This window comes from Catenovulum agarivorans YM01 (assembly GCF_000281085.1).
GTDB lineage: Bacteria > Pseudomonadota > Gammaproteobacteria > Enterobacterales > Alteromonadaceae > Catenovulum > Catenovulum agarivorans.
Map to the genome: position 1 here is coordinate 247377 of NZ_JH767526.1, position 18141 is coordinate 265517.

Below are 18141 nucleotides of genomic sequence, written 5' to 3' on the forward strand. Positions count from 1 at the left end.
TTGTTGATAATGATTGTCATTTGCTTTTAACTTGTTTGGAAATTAGTTAAGATATCAGGCTCTAGAAAACCCTTTATAAAATAATTACCTGCACCCAAGTGCAATAAATAGGCTGCTTTATGCAAAAGTTAAACTGTATCACTTTATTCTTGTTGTTATTTTCTTGGCAAACACTGGCAAATCCACCGGCTAATGTAGTAATTGCACCTGTAAGTCAGCAAGAAAATAGCCGAAGCCTTGAATTAACCGGCACAATAAATTCTGCTGAGCATGCAAATTTGTCGAGTTTAATTGATGGAGTTGTTACGCAATTGCACGTAGAAACAGGGGATTTTGTAACTAAAGGCCAAGTGTTATTAGCATTAGACGATAAACTTGCACAAGCGCAGTTGCAGGCTATTAAAGCTGAATTACAACAAGCTCAAGTCGAGTTTAATGAAGCGAAAAGGCGCTTAGCGGAAGCAAAGTCGTTATCACAGCAACAATTATTACCACAAACCGAGCTGGAACAGAGAGTGACTCACGAGGCTGTCACCCAAGCTCATTTAGCTAAAATAACTGCCAACTACCAATACCAACAGGAATTAGTTAACCGCCACCAACTTGTTGCACCATTTGCCGGAGTAATAGTCAGCCGAAAATTAGACGTAGGTGAATGGGTTAACCGCGGTCAACAAACCTTTGAGCTAGTAAATTTACAAAAGTTATGGCTAGATTTGGCCGTACCACAAGAATACTTTGGCCGAATCGACAAAGATAAAACTGTCATGCTTGAACTTGATAACAATCATTCGACAAAAATTTCCGGTAAAGTTTTTGCCAAAGTGCCGCTAGTCGATAGCCAAAATCGCAGCTTTTTGTTACGGGTGGAACTTACACAACAAGCTGAAGTGCAAGTCGGTTTGTCAGCGCGTGTGGCAATCCCACTTAAAAATGTTCAACAAAATGTTCTAACCATTCCTTCTGACGCATTATTACGCCACCCAGATGGTGGTTATAGCGTATTTATTGCAAGTGATAATAAAGCTGTACGTAAGTCGGTTGTTATTGGTGAACGCATTGGTGAGTACATTGAAATTCTAAGTGGTCTATCAGCAACGGATAATGTCATCACACAAGGCAATGAAATGCTCAAAGACCAACAAGCAATTCAAATAAAACCTTCTAAAGTGGCGGGGCTAGAATAATGTTAGCTGGCGCTGTTAAACATTCAATTTTAGTTGCTGTTACTGTTCTGATTGCTTGTATCTTAGGCATTGTTGCCGCGTTTAAAATACCAGTACAGATGATCCCTGACTTAGAAGTGCGCACCATATCTGTTGTCACTCAATGGCCGGGCGCTACACCGCAAGACGTCGAAAAAGAGATATTGATTGAGCAAGAGCGTTACTTACGCGTCATCCCTAATATGAAGCGCATGTCGAGTTTTGCTAATACAGGCCAGGCGCAAATTGAGCTTGAGTTTCCTTTTGGGGTAGATATCAACGAAGCTCTGATTAAAGTGAGTAATGCATTGTCGCAAGTGCCGAATTATCCGGAAAATGTCGACCAACCTGTGCTATACAGCAGTTCGTTTTCAAGTAACGCCTTTATGTTTTTTAATTTAAAACCACAAGCGGGCAACCCATTAAATTTAGACATAGATATGCTCAGGGACTTTGCCGAAGATGTGGTGCGTCCTGAAATGGAGCGTGTAGCTGGGGTGTCACAAATTGCTATTCGCGGTGGAGCGTTACGGCAAGTACAAATTCTGATAGATCAACAAAAGTTGGTTGCGAGGGGTCTCAAGCTGACAGATGTTCGAGATGCAATTCGCGCTAGAAACAGAGACGCTTCAGCTGGTGATATCGATAGTGGTAAACGTCGCTACTTATTGCGTATGGTCGGCAGATTTGATTCAGCCAAAGCACTAGAAGAGTTAGTGATTGCGCAGCGACAAAATAGCACAATTAAGTTAAAAGACGTTGCTGAGGTGAACTTAGATCACTACGAAGTGCGAAGCATAGGTTATAACGAGGGTGAAAGAACATTACTCTTAATGGTACAGCGCGAAAGTGGCTCGAATGTTATGGCGATAAAAGAGCAAATGCTCGATGTAGTCGCACGGATAAATACCGAGCTTTTACAAGATAATGGTTTGCAACTAACTTTATTAAGTGACGATGTTCGTTACGTGCAAGGCTCAATTAAAAACGTTTGGGTTAATTTGGGTTTAGGTGCGTTATTGGCAACCTTAGTGATGTTTTGGTTTTTAAAAAGCCCACGCTCAACCCTTATCGGCGTTTTGGGTGTACCTATATGTACCATAGCTGCATTTTTAGGTTTATTGTTTTTTAACCGAACTATTAACGTAATCTCTTTGGCGGGTGTTGCTTTTGCCATAGGTATGACTGTGGATAACACCATAGTTGTTTTAGAAAATATCAACCAAGCGAGAAAACGTGGTCTAGACAAGATAACTTCAGCTATTACCGGTGTGCAAGAAGTATGGCCTGCAGTGTTGGCGTCTACCTTAACGACAGTCTTGGTATTTGCGCCTATCTTATTTATTCAACAAGAGGCTGGCCAATTATATTCAGATGTTGCCATTGCCATTTCAGCGGCCATTATAGCGTCAATGTTAGTAGCAATATTTGTTGTGCCTGCTGCCAGCGCCAAATTTGCATGCCAACAATCCTCAGACGATCAGCAAATGCGTCTACCAAGCGTTTTTACCAAGCTATTGGACAAGCCCAAATCACGTGTCAGTGTATTGATTGCTTCTGTCGTTTTAGTCTTGGGTGGTGCCTGGTTATTAATGCCAAAAGCGGAATATTTACCAGAAGGGGAAGAGCCAAAAGCCTTTTCTATGATGATTGCGCCGCCTGGCTACAATCTCAGCCACATGGAAAAAATAGGTGATGAGCTTATCCCATATTTTAACCAGCATTTAAATGCAGACCCTGCGGCATTTGAACGGGGTGAAACTGATATCCCACCACTTAAATATTACTCTATTTCCATCAATGTTGGCCGTATATGGTTTTTAAGTGAGCCAGTCAATGCTGAGCATATTGACGCTATGATGAAAGCAATAACGGCTAAGTTTAAAACTTACCCTGGCATGCGTGCTTTTTCATCAAGGGGTTCAATTATCAGCAGTAATGACGGTGGCACCAGAGCGGTAGCATTGGATATTAGTGGCGCTAATCAAGCGGATTTATATCAAGCGGCCAATGCTATTTATACTTTAGCCAATGAATTATTTGATTCACCACAAGTAAATTCACAGCCGTCGTCCCTGACGTTAGATCAACCATTAATTGAAATTCAACCGCGCTGGCAACGGCTCGCTGAAGTTGGTATGAGCGCTAATGAATTAGGTTACACCATTGCCGCATTAAGTGACGGTGCGTATGTTGATGAATTGATATTGGATGATGACAAAGTAGATGTATTTTTATTTTCATCAGCCGGTAATAAACAACAGTTGTCACAACTTGCGCAAGCGCCGATTTTAACCAATAACGGGCTAGTACCTCTGAATTCATTGGCGGACATAGTAGAAAAAGCCGATAGCGACAGTTTACGCCGAATTGACGGTAAACGTACTGTGACTGTGTATATTATCCCTCCACGCGATGTGGCCCTTGAAACAGCAGAGCAGATTGTTAGAAACGAACTACTGACAAAATTGCGCAATCAAGGGGATTTAAAACAGGGCGTCAATGTCAGTATTGGTGGCGCTGCCGATCAATTAGACAAAACTAAACAAGCGTTATCGAGCAATTTTGTGATTGCGATAGCACTGTGTTATTTGCTGTTAGTGGCTATTTTTAAACATTGGGGATATCCCTTGTTTATTTTAGCGACAGTGCCTTTAGGTATGGCAGGTGGTTTGTTAGGTTTAGTTGCTGCAAACAGCTTAGGTATGCATCAACCATTTGACATGATCACTATGTTAGGTTTTCTAATCTTGCTCGGTACTGTAGTGAATAACCCAATATTGATAGTCGACCAAAGCCGACGCAATATTGAGGCTGGCATGACAGACATTAAACAAGCGGTAACGTCTGCGGTACAAACGCGTTTAAAACCTATAGTGATGTCGACAGTAACCACTTTATGCGGCTTAGCCCCTTTGGTATTAATTCCGGGTGAAGGTTCTGAGTTATATCGAGGAGTAGGGATTATTGTGTTAAGCGGTATCGCGTTTTCAACGTTAATCAGTTTAACTACGCTACCTGCGTTGTTACTGTGTTTTTTGAAAGCGAAAAATTAATTGGTCGGATTGAGAGGATTCGAACCTCCGACCCCTGACACCCCATGTTATCTCCCAAAAAAACAGATAAAACAATGAAATCAATAAGATAGCTGTCTATCGTTCTTTGTTTTAGGATATTAAAAGCACAATTTTTGTTAAATTTAATAATTATAAAAATCAATACTTTAGGTAAGAGGGTCAAAATCGAAACCACTGTATATTGGTGCGGTTGATTGCTTTTCGAAAGGGGGAATCAATATTGAGCATATGATAAGTTAGATGGTTATCACCCACTTGTTTTCAAAATAAGTGTTAGGAGAAACTGTTTTGGTTGGCTAGACTTTTGGATAGCTCGTCTATGAACTGCAGATCTGATTTTTTGGTTGAATATTGGTAGAATTTTACACCCCTGCAATTTACTGTCGCGTTGGGGTCTCTATTCACAATATATGCTTGCATTGTTTGCTCAATCATAACACCCAAGCATTTGTCTAATTTTTTGGCATTAAATTTGCTCTCATTTTCTCGAACAAATAGATCTAAATTGTAAGAGTGTGCTTTTTGGAATAACTCGACATTGTCGACAATTACAAAATCATTCTGTGGGTTAATCACATCATTTACATTTATCGCAATCATACCGCGCGAACTTGATTTTCCGCCGTTGAGCAACCTTTTCCGTAATTGCTCACTAGCTTTTTTAATGTTGACTTCTAATTTGGCTGGGGATTTAATTCTTTTACATTCTACGTACAGGGTTGGATAATTAGCTTTGTTAGCAACAATGTCTGCTGTGTGATTTAAGGTTACGTGAAACCCACCCTGGATAAACCTTGAAGCAACAGTGAGTTCGAAGAGAAAATCTCTTGATTGGTCGCTTTTTGCCGAGTTACGGAATGCTTGCCCACTTGTTGCTTTCTTTAATTGAGCTAAATATTCTTCACTATCGACATTCGTTAAACCACTATAAATCCGAATTATCTCTGTCAATTCTTGGTGAGCGTTTAGGACGTTTTGAAGTTCAAATTTTATTTGCTCTTCACTGCAATTCGAGTCAAATATTCTCTCAAATTCTTCAATTTTTCTAGTGTAATCACCTATTCGAGTTTTCGAGTATGAAATCCCAAGAGAATCAAGCCAAGCGAGAGCAATTTTGAGTTTGCTAGTTATATGCTGGTTTTCGTATTGATAGACTTTATATGCATATTCATAAAATTTCATATAAGCAACCCCTAGGCATACATTTGAGATTAGTTCGAATCAAGGAGCTATTTGATAGCGTCAAGGTAATGCTACGCATAATCATTTAAAATGGCGTTTAGGTTCAATTGCAATATGCAGCATTCGAGCATCAGACACCACTAAGTCATAACGCTCAACAAATGAGCTAAATTTCTTTGGATCGTCAGAATAGGTTTGAATCCAGCGATTGCAAGCTTGGCCAAATTCATGAATCAAAGCGTTGAGATCGTAATATTTAGCTTCTTCTTTATTTAATTGAACGTTTGGTGGTAGTACACCAACATACGAAACCAAACGAGCTACACTACCTTTTTTTACTTGGCGTGAGTCCAAATTACTCATATGAAGCAGTGAGTTTCTATGCTCCCAAAGCTCACGACTGGTAACACCAATAGAACTTAATTTGGCATATTTGTCTAACCATTTTATAAATGGGGGTGGGGTACTTCGGTCGCTTTCTCCAAACTCGATGAAACCAATGGAGTCGATAGCAATCAACATTAATTTAATGCTTGATACATAATGCTTTGCTTGAAACAGTAGCCGAAATGGTTGAAAAAAATCGTCATTTATTAACTCTGTAAAAAGGAATCCTTGATCTGTGATGTATTTATCTTGCCAATCAACACTCATATTTACCCCTTAATAAAACCTAACACCATTAGATATCTATCTTTGAACTTCATCCATTTGTAATTCACGGTTTAGCTATGTATCAGTTTGAATTTTTGATCTTGTATACACATTATTTTTTGCTACGAAATTGTTTTGGTAATCCATTGAAATTTTGAAATATCTTGGTTTCCACTCTTAAACTGATCGATTATATACCACCAATAATTTTCGTCATTAAACATCCTTTCAACTTTACTCTTTTTCAAGCTGAAGAAAGCATCTTCAGAATTGGAGTAGCAGGTAGGTTCAGTTGTAGATATATGATTCTTGGTTGAGGTATAGCAGTGGTTTGATAAGTGGAGGCAATCTTTTGCTGTCGTGCTTTTAATCACTTTGTGTGGTGACTGGATATTTAAACTTTCATAGTTTAAATCGGTGTACATAGAAGGCTCTCTTCCACTTGATAAATCTATCATGAGTTTGATAAAGCCATTTATCTCGTCCTGAATATTAGTGTGAGTAACTATAGTTGAATAAAATGCCATATTTATTTTCTCAGCATGATTTTCAAGAGTGCTTTTTATTTTATAGGTGACAGCTGAATCTTTAAGGTTTCTGCCAAGTGATTGATGGATGATAGCGGCTTTACCTATTTCTTCAATTGCTGCTACTGCCAGAAAATATGTGCGTTCTATATGCCCATTTTGATTCAATATTTCGGCTTCTGCAATCAATCGACCTGCGTTTTTGAGCGCCTCTTCTCTATAAGTGATTAGTAGCTCTTTTGTGTATCTGAACGAGTTTGGGAGTTTAAATTGACTCATTTTCCTCTACCTAAACTTTAGACAAGTTAACAAACTTTGCTTTCCTTTCTTTTTTATCTGACTGCAGAAATTTATCGTGGCTCTTGTAGTGTTCAAAACTGAGCAGAGGAAAGGCTGGCTGATAGTTATACTTTATTACACGTTTTGTCTTTAGAAAAGTCATTCTCTGGGGTGCAAATGGTGGATCATTTTTAAGTGCAAATTAACAAACCGCTAAATTAGGTATGGGATAGGATGGGGTTATTACTTAGAAAAGCTTTAGAACATATGGCGTATGGACACGAATAAGTTCCCAATTGCTCATGATTTCGGTAGCTAATTACTTCTTAAAGTTGAAAAAACCAGCTTTAACCAGTAATTTTCATTACTATTTTTTCAAATAATAATAGGCTTGATTATAAAAAGCTAGCGTTGAAATTATAGGTGGTAAAGGCTGTATATTATGGCGGATTTATGGCACTCAAATATTTGTTCAGCGAGAGGGTTAGGGAAAAAAATATAAACAAAAAGTTAATTGGTCGGATTGAGAGGATTCGAACCTCCGACCCCTGACACCCCATGACAGTGCGCTACCAGGCTGCGCTACAATCCGACCGAGGCCGACCATATTAATCAAATGTCATTTGATTGCAATAGTCGGCACTAAATTTAAATAAGTTATTTAAATTGTTGGTTATTTCTCAACCAAGTTGCGTTTTAAAAATTGAATCGCACGTGCAAGCGTGGCATTCACTGGTGGTTGCGCAATTTGTTGACTAACCATTTGCACACTTTGCATATTGGCGTCGCTATCAATTTTAGTTAAAACATCTTGGTGCCAAACGTAAATATGTTCGTTATCAGCACTGACTAACCAATTATTTTGACGTGGAACTGAAAATACATTTTGGCCAAATTTGCCGTAACTTTGTTGGAAAGAACAGCCTAACCAGCCTTCGAGTAGAGTCGGTAATACATCAAAATTTGAGGTGATTGTAGGTAACTGAACTAATTCACCTTTAACCAGCATTGCACCATATTCATGGCTTTCACCAGCCTGTACAATAATAATTTGCTGTTTGGCTTTGCTGGCAATCGCGGCAAGTTCAGATTCTTTGTTTACCTTGTAATATGAAAACTGTGCGGTAAAACTACTAACCCGATTGGCTGATTCAAAGTTGCTTGACCATTTGCGTGTATCCGACGGTAAATTAATAAACTGGCTATTTACCCCGGTAGATAATAACGCTGAATCCAATACATTGGGCATTTGGTTAAACTGGTCTTGGTAAATGGCTGGCATACCACTAATAATTTCAAACAAACTATCTTGGCTAGTCAGAGGTGACCAATGTTGGCTGGCGGCAAAACCTGTATCTAATTGTTGAATATATTGACTGATCTCTTCAACCGTTAACTTTTCACTTTCTAACAATGTTACTGTGAAATTAGTTGTTGGACTAAAACAGCTAAATTGAAAGTTAGGGATATCTACTTTGTAGCTCGATAAGTCGAAAGTCAGTTGTTTTTTGGTTTGGTATTCGTCGATATCAAACAAACCCGACTGGCTTAACATGGTTTTAGCCGTCATTGGATGCGATAGCGGCAGTTGATTATCTTGTCGAGTTATCGGTTTATATAAGCTTAAATCGGCCCAAATATGCGCGATATGGCCAATAACAAAACAAGTTACCACTACAGGTAATAACTTAATTTTAAGCAGTATTTGGCGATACTTATCTAAATTGCGCCATAGCGCGTTGGCTAAAACCAACTCAACAGCAAAAACTGCGATAAACACCAAAAATATCGCTACTTTAAAGCCAGTTGGTAGGCTTTGGGTCAGCAGTTGAAAGTCGTTTTGAATGTAGTCGAGCGATAAAAAGTTAAGGTGATAGCCGTAAGCTGAATAAATCAGTGCATCTATAAACAAAAAGGTGATGCCTAACGCCGCGACAAAAGATGCCCAAGGTTTGGCTATATTGGGTTTGTTTAACGCGGTAATTGGAAAAACAAATATCAAATAACCAAGAAAAAATAGAAAACCGGCGTGGCCTATTGAATACATCAACATATAGAGTTTGCCAATAATGCTCTGCGGCATAGGATCAGCAAACCAATAGATGGTAAATAAAAATAGTCCAACCAACATATTGGTTAAACTAAACCAGTTACCCCAAGAATATAAATGGGATCTCTGTTGATTCTGATTGTTTAAAAACATTAATCAATTAGTCCTTAATTGAATCCTGCAGTGCTTTGGCAAAGTTTTCAGCTATGGCTTTTTGTTTGTCTTGTGGAAAATTATTATCAATTACTTCACTAACTAAAGTACCGAGTGCCACTAAAGATAAGTTAGCCGGAGCTTTTTGTGCTGATAAAGCTATTTTTAATGCTGATACAACTCGGTCTAAATCTTGATCTGAAAATTTGCTAGTTTGCGCCATAAAATTTGAAAATCTCTTAACTGCGGGGTAACCCATGATACAATGCCAAAATCGGCAGACGGCGCAATTATACCACTGGTATAAAATTATGCCGCAGTAAACTGGTAAAAATTACAAACAACGAGCATTTATGGCAGTTACCAAAGCAACTTTATACTTTAATCGTTATCGCTTAAAAGACGACAAACTCTCTCTTCAATTGGATACTTGTACGCAAGTAGGCGGCGACAATGCCGATTTTTTAGCTGGCGAAATTCATCAGTCGTTTACTAAAAAAGGTCAAAAACAATATTGTAGTTTCGCTGCTGATTCAGCTGTATTTGCGCAAATTAAAGCAGGCGAAGATATGCAACAAATTGCTGATAATGTTGCAGAGCGTATGTTAGAAGGGTTAACGCCTGAAACTTTACCCGCAGAAACTATCTTAGTGATTGCGCATTACCAGCATTTAGCCACTCAATATATTCTCGCCACTATGTTAGGGGTGAAAGAGTCGGTACAGTTAAGTGAAGCAATAAACCCACAGCGCTCACAATATTTGGATATTGCGAATATCTCGCTGGCTTTGCAAATTGATTTAAGTGAGTTGTCAATTAACCCAGATTCACCACGCTCAATTGGTTATATTAAAGGTCGAGTAGGGCGCAAAATTGGCGACTTTATGGCAGAAGCATTTGCTATTGAAGAAAAAATGAATGCTAAAGATGCGACGCAAAAGCTCGTTGAAAGTGTTGAGAAATTTATTGAAGATAACTCGACTGACAATGAAAAAAGCCAAGCGATTCGTGATGTTTCGGTTGAAGCAATGAAAATGGCCGCGCAAAGCGGCGAATTTATGCAAGTGAAAAACCTGTCGCAAGAAATTGAAGAAAAAACTGGTATTGCCGGCTTTTATGATTCAGCTGCTCAAGCGGATGATTTTAGCGAAGAATGCCCTGTATATGCTTCAGCAACTAAAGGTATGCAGAAATTTTTCGGCCAAGGTGGTGGCATGAGTATTTCGTTTGATCGCGAATTATTAGGTGAAAAAGTTGAATTTGATGCGCAAGCACAAACTTTAACTTTTAATAAAATTCCGCCCAATTTATTAGATGCATTGAAAAAAGCGTTAAAAGCGAATTAAACACAAGGATATCCATAACCAGTGCAGTTTATTACCAGCCAAACCGAATTAGAACTATGTTGCAGCAACTTGCTGCAACAACCTGTTATTGCACTTGATACTGAGTTTGTTCGAGAGCGCACCTTTTATCCTGCTTTGGGATTAGTACAGATAGCTGACCGAGACAATGTATATTTAATTGATCCACTAGCACTTGATGATTTGTCGCCACTTAAACAATTGGTTGAATCGCCTGATGTGATTAAAGTTATTCATTCATGCGGTGAAGATATCGAGGTATTAAAAGTTGGATTAAAGGCAACACCAACCGCTTTTTTTGACACTCAAATAGCCCATGCATTTATCAGTGATAATGCATCTATTGGTTTAGGGGCTATGGTCGCTCAATATCAAGGTGTTGAATTAGATAAAGGTCATGCCCGTACTAACTGGTTAAAACGCCCACTAAGCCAGCAACAACTTGATTATGCTGCTGACGATGTACGCTATTTACTGCCCATTTTTGACATCCAAATGCAAAAGCTAGTGGATATCAATATGCTTGATTATGTTGAGCAAGAGGTAACAGGCTTAATTAGTAAACGTACTCAAGAGGTTGATCCTACACTTGCTTGGCGTGATGTTAAAAGTGCTTGGGAGTTAACTCCTCGTGAATTGGCTATTTTGGCTAAGTTGATTGAATGGCGTTTTAATTATGCGGTTGAAAAAAACTTAGCGCTCAATTTTGTAGTACACGAGCGCAGTATTGTTACTTTATGCCAGCGCAGACCGGGTAGTTTTAAAAGTATGTTTAATATTCCGGGGATTCATCCAATGGAAATTAAACGCCATGGCAAAGCCATGTTAGCTTGTATTGAAGCTGGTAAAGCTGTATCTGAAGAAGCGTGCCCTGCAAAAATTAAACGAGTGGCGGAAATTTCGGGCTATAAAAAAATATACGGCAAACTTAAAAAGGTTGCGGCTGATGTTGCTGAGCAGCATCAAATTAGCGTTGAGTTACTGGCGCCTAAGCGTTTGATTAACCAGTTTATTGGTTATCATTGGCAGGTTACTGAGTGGAGCCGTGATGTTGAGCCTGATGTAACTTTGGGATGGCGTGGGGCGTTATTAGCTGAGGCTTTTAAAGCTGCTATTTCTGAGTGATTTTTGATGTGTACTCTTAGAGTATGTTGCGTTCAAGCACACTTGAAGCATAATTTTCTGCAAAGGCTTCGCGGGTAATTCCGTGCATCATGCAAAAACATTGAACCATAACTTTCGCAAAAACGCTGTGAATACGTCCATGTACGCTCCGCTTTTTCATCCCTGAAAAAGAGGTTTTGCTCTAAGTTATTGCTTCAATATTTTTAACCTGAAGTTGCGGTTTGAGCGTGCATTTCAAAAAATCAGCATGGAGTATGCTTTGTCAGTCTTTTTTATCGGAGGCTGAAAAAGAACTTGTGCTCCAGCAGCGCATTAGCAAGGCTAATTGATTGGAAATGTTTTGAGCAAAACTTCAAAAGAGAGGGATATCTTTTGTGAGCGATCTAGGGACAGACTTGAAGCGTTTTTGTGAAAAATATTCCAAGCAAGTAGCCGATTCTCTGCCACTTAAGTCAAAGCGCGAACAATGCTATTCGCGCTCCAATGTTTTTAAATTGATTCCGCCCATAAATCGTATTCATCAGAGGCGATAATTTTGGCTTCAACAAGATCACCCGGTTTATGTTGGGTTTCGTCATTTAAATAAACCACGCCGTCAATTTCTGGTGCATCGGCAAAACAACGGCCAATTGCGCCTTCTTCGTCTACTTCATCAATTAAAATTTGGTAAGTTTTGCCAACACGGGTGGCTAAACGTTCTTCACTGATTTGTTGCTGTAATTGCATAAAACGGTGGAAACGTTCTTCTTTAACATCTTCAGGTACATGATCGGGTAAATCATTCGCAGTTGCACCTTCGACAGGTGAGTATTTAAAACAACCAACTCTGTCTAATTTAGCCGCTTGTAAAAAGTCTAATAACTCTTCAAATTCTTCTTCGGTTTCACCCGGAAATCCAACAATAAAGGTAGAACGAATAACTAATTCAGGGCAAAGCTCACGCCATTTTTGAATACGCTCTAAGGTTTTATCTACATTACCTGGGCGCTTCATTAATTTTAAAATACGTTTGCTGGCATGCTGGAATGGAATGTCTAAATAAGGCAACAAAGCACCTTGCGCCATTAATGGCACAATTTCATCAACATGCGGGTATGGATACACATAATGCAAACGTACCCAAATGCCCATTTTGCTTAACTGTTGGCATAAGGTTTTAAAATTACTCTTAATTGGCATGCCGTCGAAAAACTCTGTTTTGTTTTTGCGGTCTACGCCATAGGCTGAGGTATCTTGCGAAATGACTAACAACTCTTTCACGCCTGCAGCTTTAAGCCTTTGCGCTTCGCTTAAAACTTCACCAATAGCGCGCGAGTCTAAATCACCACGCATCGACGGAATAATGCAGAAGCTACATCTGTGATTACAGCCTTCAGATATTTTTAAATACGCATAATGTTTTGGGGTTAATTTAACGCCCGTATCTGGCACTTGTGCGGCAAAGGGTACTTGGCCTGGTTTTGGTAAATGGGTATGCACTTGTTCCATTACATTTTCGTATGCGTGTGGGCCAGTGATCCCCAATACATTTGGGTAAACTTCTTTTATTTCGTCTTCTTTTGCACCTAAACAGCCAGTTACCAACACCTTGCCATTTTCTTGTAAAGCTTCACCAATGGTATCAAGTGACTCTTGTACAGCTGAGTCGATAAAACCACAGGTATTTACAATGACTATGCCTGCATCGTGATAACTTGGCACCACTTCATAACCTTCGGTGCGAAGTTGGGTTAAAATACGTTCAGAATCAACTAAGTTTTTTGGGCAACCAAGGCTAACAAAGCCCACTTTTTTATTGCCTGTGGTATCTTTTGCAAGATTAACGCTTGCATTAGACTGATCCGCTAAAACCTTTTTAGGGGTATCTAACGTAGTGGTTTGTTTTGGATCAAATTGATTAACAGACATAAAGACCTCACCGTTGGCATTTAAACAAGCTGATTTTGGGGCGCGAATAATAGCAGATTAATTATACCCAAGCTATTTGAAGATGCATGTTTCAGAGCTATCACAGCGTTTTTAGTACAAGGCATGTTAATGAAGGAATGTAAGGTACCTTTCAAATTAACATAACGCAGTAATAGAAACGCTGTGAAGCTCCCAAAGGGCAAGGTTAAAAAGCATTTATACGGCGTTATTGATTTTGAAAAGGGATAACCATTACCTTCAATCAATGCCTTGTCTAAATGCTTTTTATCTCTTGCTGAAATCACGCATTTTCAAGTAGCTTGGGTATATAATATGGCACTGAAAGCTTAGTGCATGATAGAGGTAAAAAGTGATAGAAAACGCAGTAATTATTACAGGCGCAGCACAAAGAGTGGGATTAGCACTCGCTTTGCATTTACAAGCTTCAGATTTTAATGTTGTCGCGACATATAGAAGTGAACGAGTTGGTGTTACGCAACTTCAAGAAAAAGGTATTAGTTGCGTACAAGCTGATTTTTCATCTACCCAAGGCGTTGATGATTTTATTGCTTGGGTGCAAGTCAATGTGGCTAGCGTGCGAGCTATTGTGCACAATGCCAGTGACTGGTGTGCCGAACAGGGCCGAGTCGATGCCCAGCTGTTAAAGTACATGATGCAAATTCATGTTGAAGCACCTTATTTGATTAATTTATCTCTTGCTGAAAAATTGTCTGCTTGTAAAGAAATTGCAGATATTATCCATATTACTGACTACACGGTAGAGAAGGGTAGTGACAAGCATATCGCTTATTGTGCAAGTAAAGCTGCGCTAGATAATTTAACTTTGTCGTTTGCGAAAAAATTTGCACCTAAGGTTAAAGTAAATACCATTGCACCATCGCTTTTAATGTTTAATCAAGACGATGATGACGCATATAGAGCAAAAACATTGAAGAAATCAGTGCTAGGCATAGAGCCAGGCGCGCAAGAAATTGTTGAGGCTGTGATTTTTATACTCAAAAGTAACTATATGACGGGAAGGCAGCTGAAACTAGACGGCGGCCGTCATATCGCATTTTAGCGGCTATTTTGCCTTATAACTGCGTTAAATTTGTTTGCAATAGACAAGCTATTGACGCACAAATTTGCCTTGTTCTAAGAAAAAATTTTACCCTAAAATTAACAACGTCAATCGCTGTGGCCTGTTGCTTATTTGCTCTAAGAAAAATTGTTAAATAGAAATTAAGTTTTATAAAAAGTTTGGAAATTTAAATGGATAAAACACCGCAAAACTATATTGAATGGCAAACATTACAACAAGCATATGATAAATATGAGTTTGGCTCGCTGGCGATAAAACTGTTAGCTGTGATTTTAACCTTTGTTGGTTTAATCACGAATATGCAACTGTGTTTACTGCTGTCTGTTGTTGCTATCTTGTGGTTGCAAGATGGTATTTGGAAAACCTTTCAATCACGCTTTGAAGTACGTTTGTTAGAGATTGAAAAAATGTCTGAGACAAATGCAACTTCAGAACCTGCTTTTAATACTGAATGGCAAAAGCAGCGCCCCGGTGTTTTTGGGTTAGTTAAAGCTTATTTATGTAACTCGCTAAAACCAACAGTTATGTATCCGTATATAGTGTTATTGGCTGTAATAGGATTAAGCTATATCTTTGGCGCTAAGTAGCGCTACAAGCTCGTCTTTGATAGCGTGATATCGTCGCATATTGTTTTCAGATAAGTCTGATTGCTCAATGATATTCACGCAATTTTGGCACATAGACTTCATTTCTTTGGGGTTTTTCCCTTGGGTTAAGAAGGTGCCAACCTTAGTAATTGCTTGTACTAAGTTTAGTGCCAAACTCGCGTTGTTTGGCATATATTGGTAGGCTTCAACAAAACATTCAACCGACTGCGGATACATAGCTTTTTGATATAAAGCTAAACCTTCGTTATTTAATGCTCGAATACGTTCACGTAATTCTTCATGGCTGGCTTTTTCTTTGTTAATCAAAACCTGTAGCGTGGTTGAAATAAGGTCATCATGGCCAGCAACCTCATGTAGCGTTTCCATAATTTCATCACTGCGCGATAAATTACCGGTTGAGAAATAAGCTTTCGCTTTGTCTAAGCGGTCGTCTACTGTGTCGTAGGGGGAGTCGTGTTTTTCACTTTCTTCAAGATTATTACGAGCATCTTCCATATTGCCCTTAAGCACTTGTACACGAGCTTTTATTACCAGCTCTTGCGCTCTGACTGCTTCAGAATAAAAGCGCTTGTCTATATCCTTGAGTAGATCGGTACATTTAGTTATTTGTTTAGCAATTTCAAGTTTGTTTGAGTCGTTACTTAAATCGAGCAAACAACGGGCGAAATTTAGATAATTTTCTGGTGTATCAAATACTGAAAATCGACTGTCTTTTAAAATACGTGAATAGGCTCGTACTGCTTCTTCGGTTTCGCCATTTGCAATTGCTAGGTTGGCTATGGCGCGCTGCCTAAATAAGTTGCGTGGCGAAATTTTACCCGCTTCCATTAACATCTCAAAAGCTGTTACAGTATCTTCACGCACTATATTTAGTCTGCCCAACCAATCGTACGCCTCTAATCTAGTGTCGTCGCGATCGAGCAACTCAAAAAGTTGAGATTCAGCATCAACCAAGTCGCCGCTTTTTAACGTGGCAATGGCTTTGCCCAATAAAGCCCAGCTAGCCTCACGCTTTTTTAATACATTGTTGTATAGTTTTAACGCTTTATCCGGTTTGTCTTGTTTCAGTAACAACTCACCTTTCATTCGTAATGCGACTAATGCGCTGGCAGGGTCTTCTTTTATTAAGGTATTACATTCTTCGACTGCTAAATCAGTTTCATCGTCGTTAATTGCTTTATATACTTTATTGAGCGCAACTTTTTTCGCGAGCGCACGTGAAAAACGCATCTCTAACCCTTTATAGGTAAAAGGCTTGAGTAAAAAGTCATCAGGCTGTAGCTCAACTAATCCATGTACATAAGGCCGGCGATTTTCGGCGGAAATCATAAAGAAACAAGTATGAGGGGCGAGGAGTTTTTTGTGTTTTAACTCTTCAAATAACTGATAACCGTCTTTGCCTTCACCTAAGTTAAAATCTGCCAATATAAAGTCGAAACGAGTGTCAGTTGCTATTTGCAGAGCTTGATTGCCGTTAGCAGCCGAGGTTATATGGACAAAGCCAATTTTTTGTAACATACCTTTGACGGCCGAGCGAATAGGCTCACAATCGTCAACAATCATGACTTTCTTTTTTGCGTAAAAACTACTGCGCATAACCATAAAGTGGCTACCTAACAAAAAATGCAAATAAAAAGATTAACATAAGTGTAACTTAATTGACGTTATAGTTGTTACTTAAACAAATTAAATTGACGTTAGCATAAATATAGTCATATTAATACGACTTTGCTAATATCCGTCATACATTTTGTGAATGGCGTGTGGCATTAATGATGAATGCACGAATACACCAATTCCTGTATAATGCACGCAATAATTTTAAAAAATTTTGTTAGACCAACTGAAATTATAGGATAGCTATACATGACTACTAAGCTGGAAAACCTACGTAAATTAACTACAGTTGTTGCTGATACTGGTGATATTGAGGCAATTAAAAAGTTCAAGCCTCAAGACGCAACAACTAACCCAAGCCTTTTATTAAAAGCTGCTCAAATTCCTGAGTATGACACTTTAATTGCTGACGCAATTGAGTGGGCTAAAGCACAATCTAACGATGTTGAGCAACAAATCATTGATGCTGGCGACAAGTTAGCAGTAAACATCGGTTTAGAAATCTTAAAAATCGTCCCTGGCCGTATTTCTACAGAAGTTGACGCACGTTTATCTTTCGACAAAGAAGGTTCACTTGCTAAAGCTCGTAAATTAATGAAATTATACAACGACGCTGGCATTGCTAACGAGCGTGTATTAATTAAATTAGCTTCTACTTGGGAAGGTATTCAAGCTGCTGAAGTTTTAGAGCAAGAAGGCATTAACTGTAACTTAACTCTATTATTCAGCTTCGCTCAAGCACGTGCATGTGCTGAAGCTGGCGCTTTCTTAATCTCTCCATTTGTTGGCCGTATCTTAGACTGGTACAAAAAAGCTGAAGGTAAAGACAGCTATGCACCAAGCGAAGATCCAGGTGTTGTTTCTGTAACTAGCATTTACAACTACTACAAAGAGCACGGTTATGAAACTGTTGTTATGGGCGCAAGCTTCCGTAACATCGACGAAATTACTGAATTAGCTGGCTGTGACCGTTTAACAATTGGTCCTAACTTATTAGAAGAGTTAGAAGCAGTTGAAGGTGAGTTACCGGTTAAATTATCTTACAACGGTGAAATCAAAGAGCGTCCAGCTCGTATGACTGAAGATCAATTCCGTTGGGAGCATAATCAAGATGCAATGGCTACTGAGAAGTTAGCTGAAGGTATCCGTAACTTTGCTATCGACCAAAACAAACTAGAAGATATGTTACGCGCTAAGCTTTAATTAGCCGCATATTTTTAAGTTACAAGGCGGTATTTCACCGCCTTGTTTGTTTTACGCATTCACATAAAAGATTATAAAGAACAAGAT

At 39.0% G+C, this 18141-nt stretch carries 14 protein-coding genes and 1 tRNA gene; 7 read left to right on the forward strand and 8 right to left on the reverse strand.

Annotated elements, in window-relative coordinates; translation table 11 throughout:
- The first annotated feature begins 119 nt into the window (after positions 1-119).
- Both WSC_RS0109950 and WSC_RS0109955 read left to right on the forward strand, forming a co-directional pair.
- Entirely contained in the window at positions 120-1187 is a 1068-nt protein-coding gene (locus tag WSC_RS0109950) for an efflux RND transporter periplasmic adaptor subunit (RefSeq protein WP_016955771.1), read from the forward strand.
- Complete coding sequence (locus WSC_RS0109955) at positions 1187-4261, forward strand: efflux RND transporter permease subunit (RefSeq protein WP_016955772.1); 3075 nt, start codon at positions 1187-1189, stop codon at positions 4259-4261. The genes WSC_RS0109950 and WSC_RS0109955 overlap by 1 nt, the downstream gene beginning before the upstream one ends.
- 294 nt (positions 4262-4555) lie before the next feature.
- Here WSC_RS0109955 and WSC_RS0109960 read toward each other — a convergent pair whose 3' ends face one another.
- The 6 genes from WSC_RS0109960 to WSC_RS0109990 form a co-directional block, all read right to left on the reverse strand.
- Positions 4556-5464 (reverse strand): hypothetical protein, encoded by a 909-nt coding sequence (locus WSC_RS0109960; RefSeq protein ID WP_016955773.1) that lies wholly within the window; start codon positions 5462-5464, stop codon positions 4556-4558.
- An 81-nt stretch (positions 5465-5545) separates the two neighbouring features.
- A complete protein-coding gene (locus tag WSC_RS0109965; RefSeq protein WP_016955774.1) occupies positions 5546-6118 on the reverse strand; it encodes a hypothetical protein in 573 nt (190 codons plus the stop codon).
- A 122-nt stretch (positions 6119-6240) separates the two neighbouring features.
- Positions 6241-6924 carry an AbiV family abortive infection protein gene (locus tag WSC_RS0109970; protein WP_016955775.1) on the reverse strand — a complete coding sequence of 228 codons (684 nt, stop codon included), beginning with the start codon at positions 6922-6924 and terminating at the stop codon, positions 6241-6243.
- 515 nt (positions 6925-7439) lie between these two features.
- Positions 7440-7516 (reverse strand) — tRNA-Pro (locus WSC_RS0109980).
- Between the two features lie 81 nt (positions 7517-7597).
- The gene (locus WSC_RS0109985; protein ID WP_016955777.1) at positions 7598-9127 is read right to left on the reverse strand and encodes a DUF3413 domain-containing protein; all 1530 of its coding nucleotides are present in this window, start codon (positions 9125-9127) and stop codon (positions 7598-7600) included.
- Between the two features lie 7 nt (positions 9128-9134).
- A complete protein-coding gene (locus tag WSC_RS0109990) occupies positions 9135-9350 on the reverse strand; it encodes a DUF1414 domain-containing protein (RefSeq protein WP_026016783.1) in 216 nt (71 codons plus the stop codon).
- A gap of 130 nt (positions 9351-9480) precedes the next feature.
- On the opposite strand from WSC_RS0109990, the gene WSC_RS0109995 reads away from it, so the two are divergent.
- Positions 9481-10473, forward strand: a complete 993-nt coding sequence (locus tag WSC_RS0109995; RefSeq protein ID WP_016955779.1) for a nucleoid-associated protein — start codon at positions 9481-9483, stop codon at positions 10471-10473.
- A gap of 21 nt (positions 10474-10494) precedes the next feature.
- The gene (gene rnd, locus WSC_RS0110000) at positions 10495-11616 is read left to right on the forward strand and encodes a ribonuclease D (RefSeq protein ID WP_016955780.1); all 1122 of its coding nucleotides are present in this window, start codon (positions 10495-10497) and stop codon (positions 11614-11616) included.
- A 489-nt stretch (positions 11617-12105) separates the two neighbouring features.
- On the opposite strand, the gene rimO is transcribed toward rnd, so the two are convergent.
- On the reverse strand, positions 12106-13524 hold the full coding sequence (rimO, locus tag WSC_RS0110005) for a 30S ribosomal protein S12 methylthiotransferase RimO (RefSeq protein WP_016955781.1): 1419 nt from the start codon (positions 13522-13524) through the stop codon (positions 12106-12108).
- A 373-nt stretch (positions 13525-13897) separates the two neighbouring features.
- Here rimO and folM point away from each other — a divergent pair, with 373 nt between their 5' ends.
- Both folM and WSC_RS22425 read left to right on the forward strand, forming a co-directional pair.
- Positions 13898-14605 carry a dihydromonapterin reductase gene (gene folM / locus WSC_RS0110010; RefSeq protein ID WP_026016784.1) on the forward strand — a complete coding sequence of 236 codons (708 nt, stop codon included), beginning with the start codon at positions 13898-13900 and terminating at the stop codon, positions 14603-14605.
- 191 nt (positions 14606-14796) lie between these two features.
- The gene (locus tag WSC_RS22425) at positions 14797-15213 is read left to right on the forward strand and encodes a hypothetical protein (RefSeq protein WP_016955783.1); all 417 of its coding nucleotides are present in this window, start codon (positions 14797-14799) and stop codon (positions 15211-15213) included.
- On the opposite strand, the gene WSC_RS0110020 is transcribed toward WSC_RS22425, so the two are convergent.
- Positions 15187-16836: a tetratricopeptide repeat-containing response regulator gene (locus WSC_RS0110020; RefSeq protein ID WP_016955784.1), complete on the reverse strand. Its 1650-nt coding sequence runs from the start codon at positions 16834-16836 to the stop codon at positions 15187-15189. The two genes, WSC_RS22425 and WSC_RS0110020, sit on opposite strands and share 27 nt — an antisense overlap.
- 264 nt (positions 16837-17100) lie before the next feature.
- Here WSC_RS0110020 and tal point away from each other — a divergent pair, with 264 nt between their 5' ends.
- Positions 17101-18054 (forward strand): transaldolase, encoded by a 954-nt coding sequence (gene tal, locus WSC_RS0110025; protein WP_016955785.1) that lies wholly within the window; start codon positions 17101-17103, stop codon positions 18052-18054.
- The last annotated feature ends 87 nt before the right edge of the window (positions 18055-18141 follow it).

Bases quoted from the DNA above. Each gene is read 5' to 3' on its own strand.
- WSC_RS0109950 (WP_016955771.1), top strand. From the start codon at position 120: ATGCAAAAGTTAAACTGTATCACTTTATTCTTGTTGTTATTTTCTTGG.
- WSC_RS0109955 (WP_016955772.1), top strand. From the start codon at position 1,187: ATGTTAGCTGGCGCTGTTAAACATTCAATTTTAGTTGCTGTTACTGTT.
- WSC_RS0109960 (WP_016955773.1), bottom strand. From the start codon at position 5,464: ATGAAATTTTATGAATATGCATATAAAGTCTATCAATACGAAAACCAG.
- WSC_RS0109965 (WP_016955774.1), bottom strand. From the start codon at position 6,118: ATGAGTGTTGATTGGCAAGATAAATACATCACAGATCAAGGATTCCTT.
- WSC_RS0109970 (WP_016955775.1), bottom strand. From the start codon at position 6,924: ATGAGTCAATTTAAACTCCCAAACTCGTTCAGATACACAAAAGAGCTA.
- WSC_RS0109985 (WP_016955777.1), bottom strand. From the start codon at position 9,127: ATGTTTTTAAACAATCAGAATCAACAGAGATCCCATTTATATTCTTGG.
- WSC_RS0109990 (WP_026016783.1), bottom strand. From the start codon at position 9,350: ATGGCGCAAACTAGCAAATTTTCAGATCAAGATTTAGACCGAGTTGTA.
- WSC_RS0109995 (WP_016955779.1), top strand. From the start codon at position 9,481: ATGGCAGTTACCAAAGCAACTTTATACTTTAATCGTTATCGCTTAAAA.
- rimO (WP_016955781.1), bottom strand. From the start codon at position 13,524: ATGTCTGTTAATCAATTTGATCCAAAACAAACCACTACGTTAGATACC.
- WSC_RS22425 (WP_016955783.1), top strand. From the start codon at position 14,797: ATGGATAAAACACCGCAAAACTATATTGAATGGCAAACATTACAACAA.
- WSC_RS0110020 (WP_016955784.1), bottom strand. From the start codon at position 16,836: ATGGTTATGCGCAGTAGTTTTTACGCAAAAAAGAAAGTCATGATTGTT.
- tal (WP_016955785.1), top strand. From the start codon at position 17,101: ATGACTACTAAGCTGGAAAACCTACGTAAATTAACTACAGTTGTTGCT.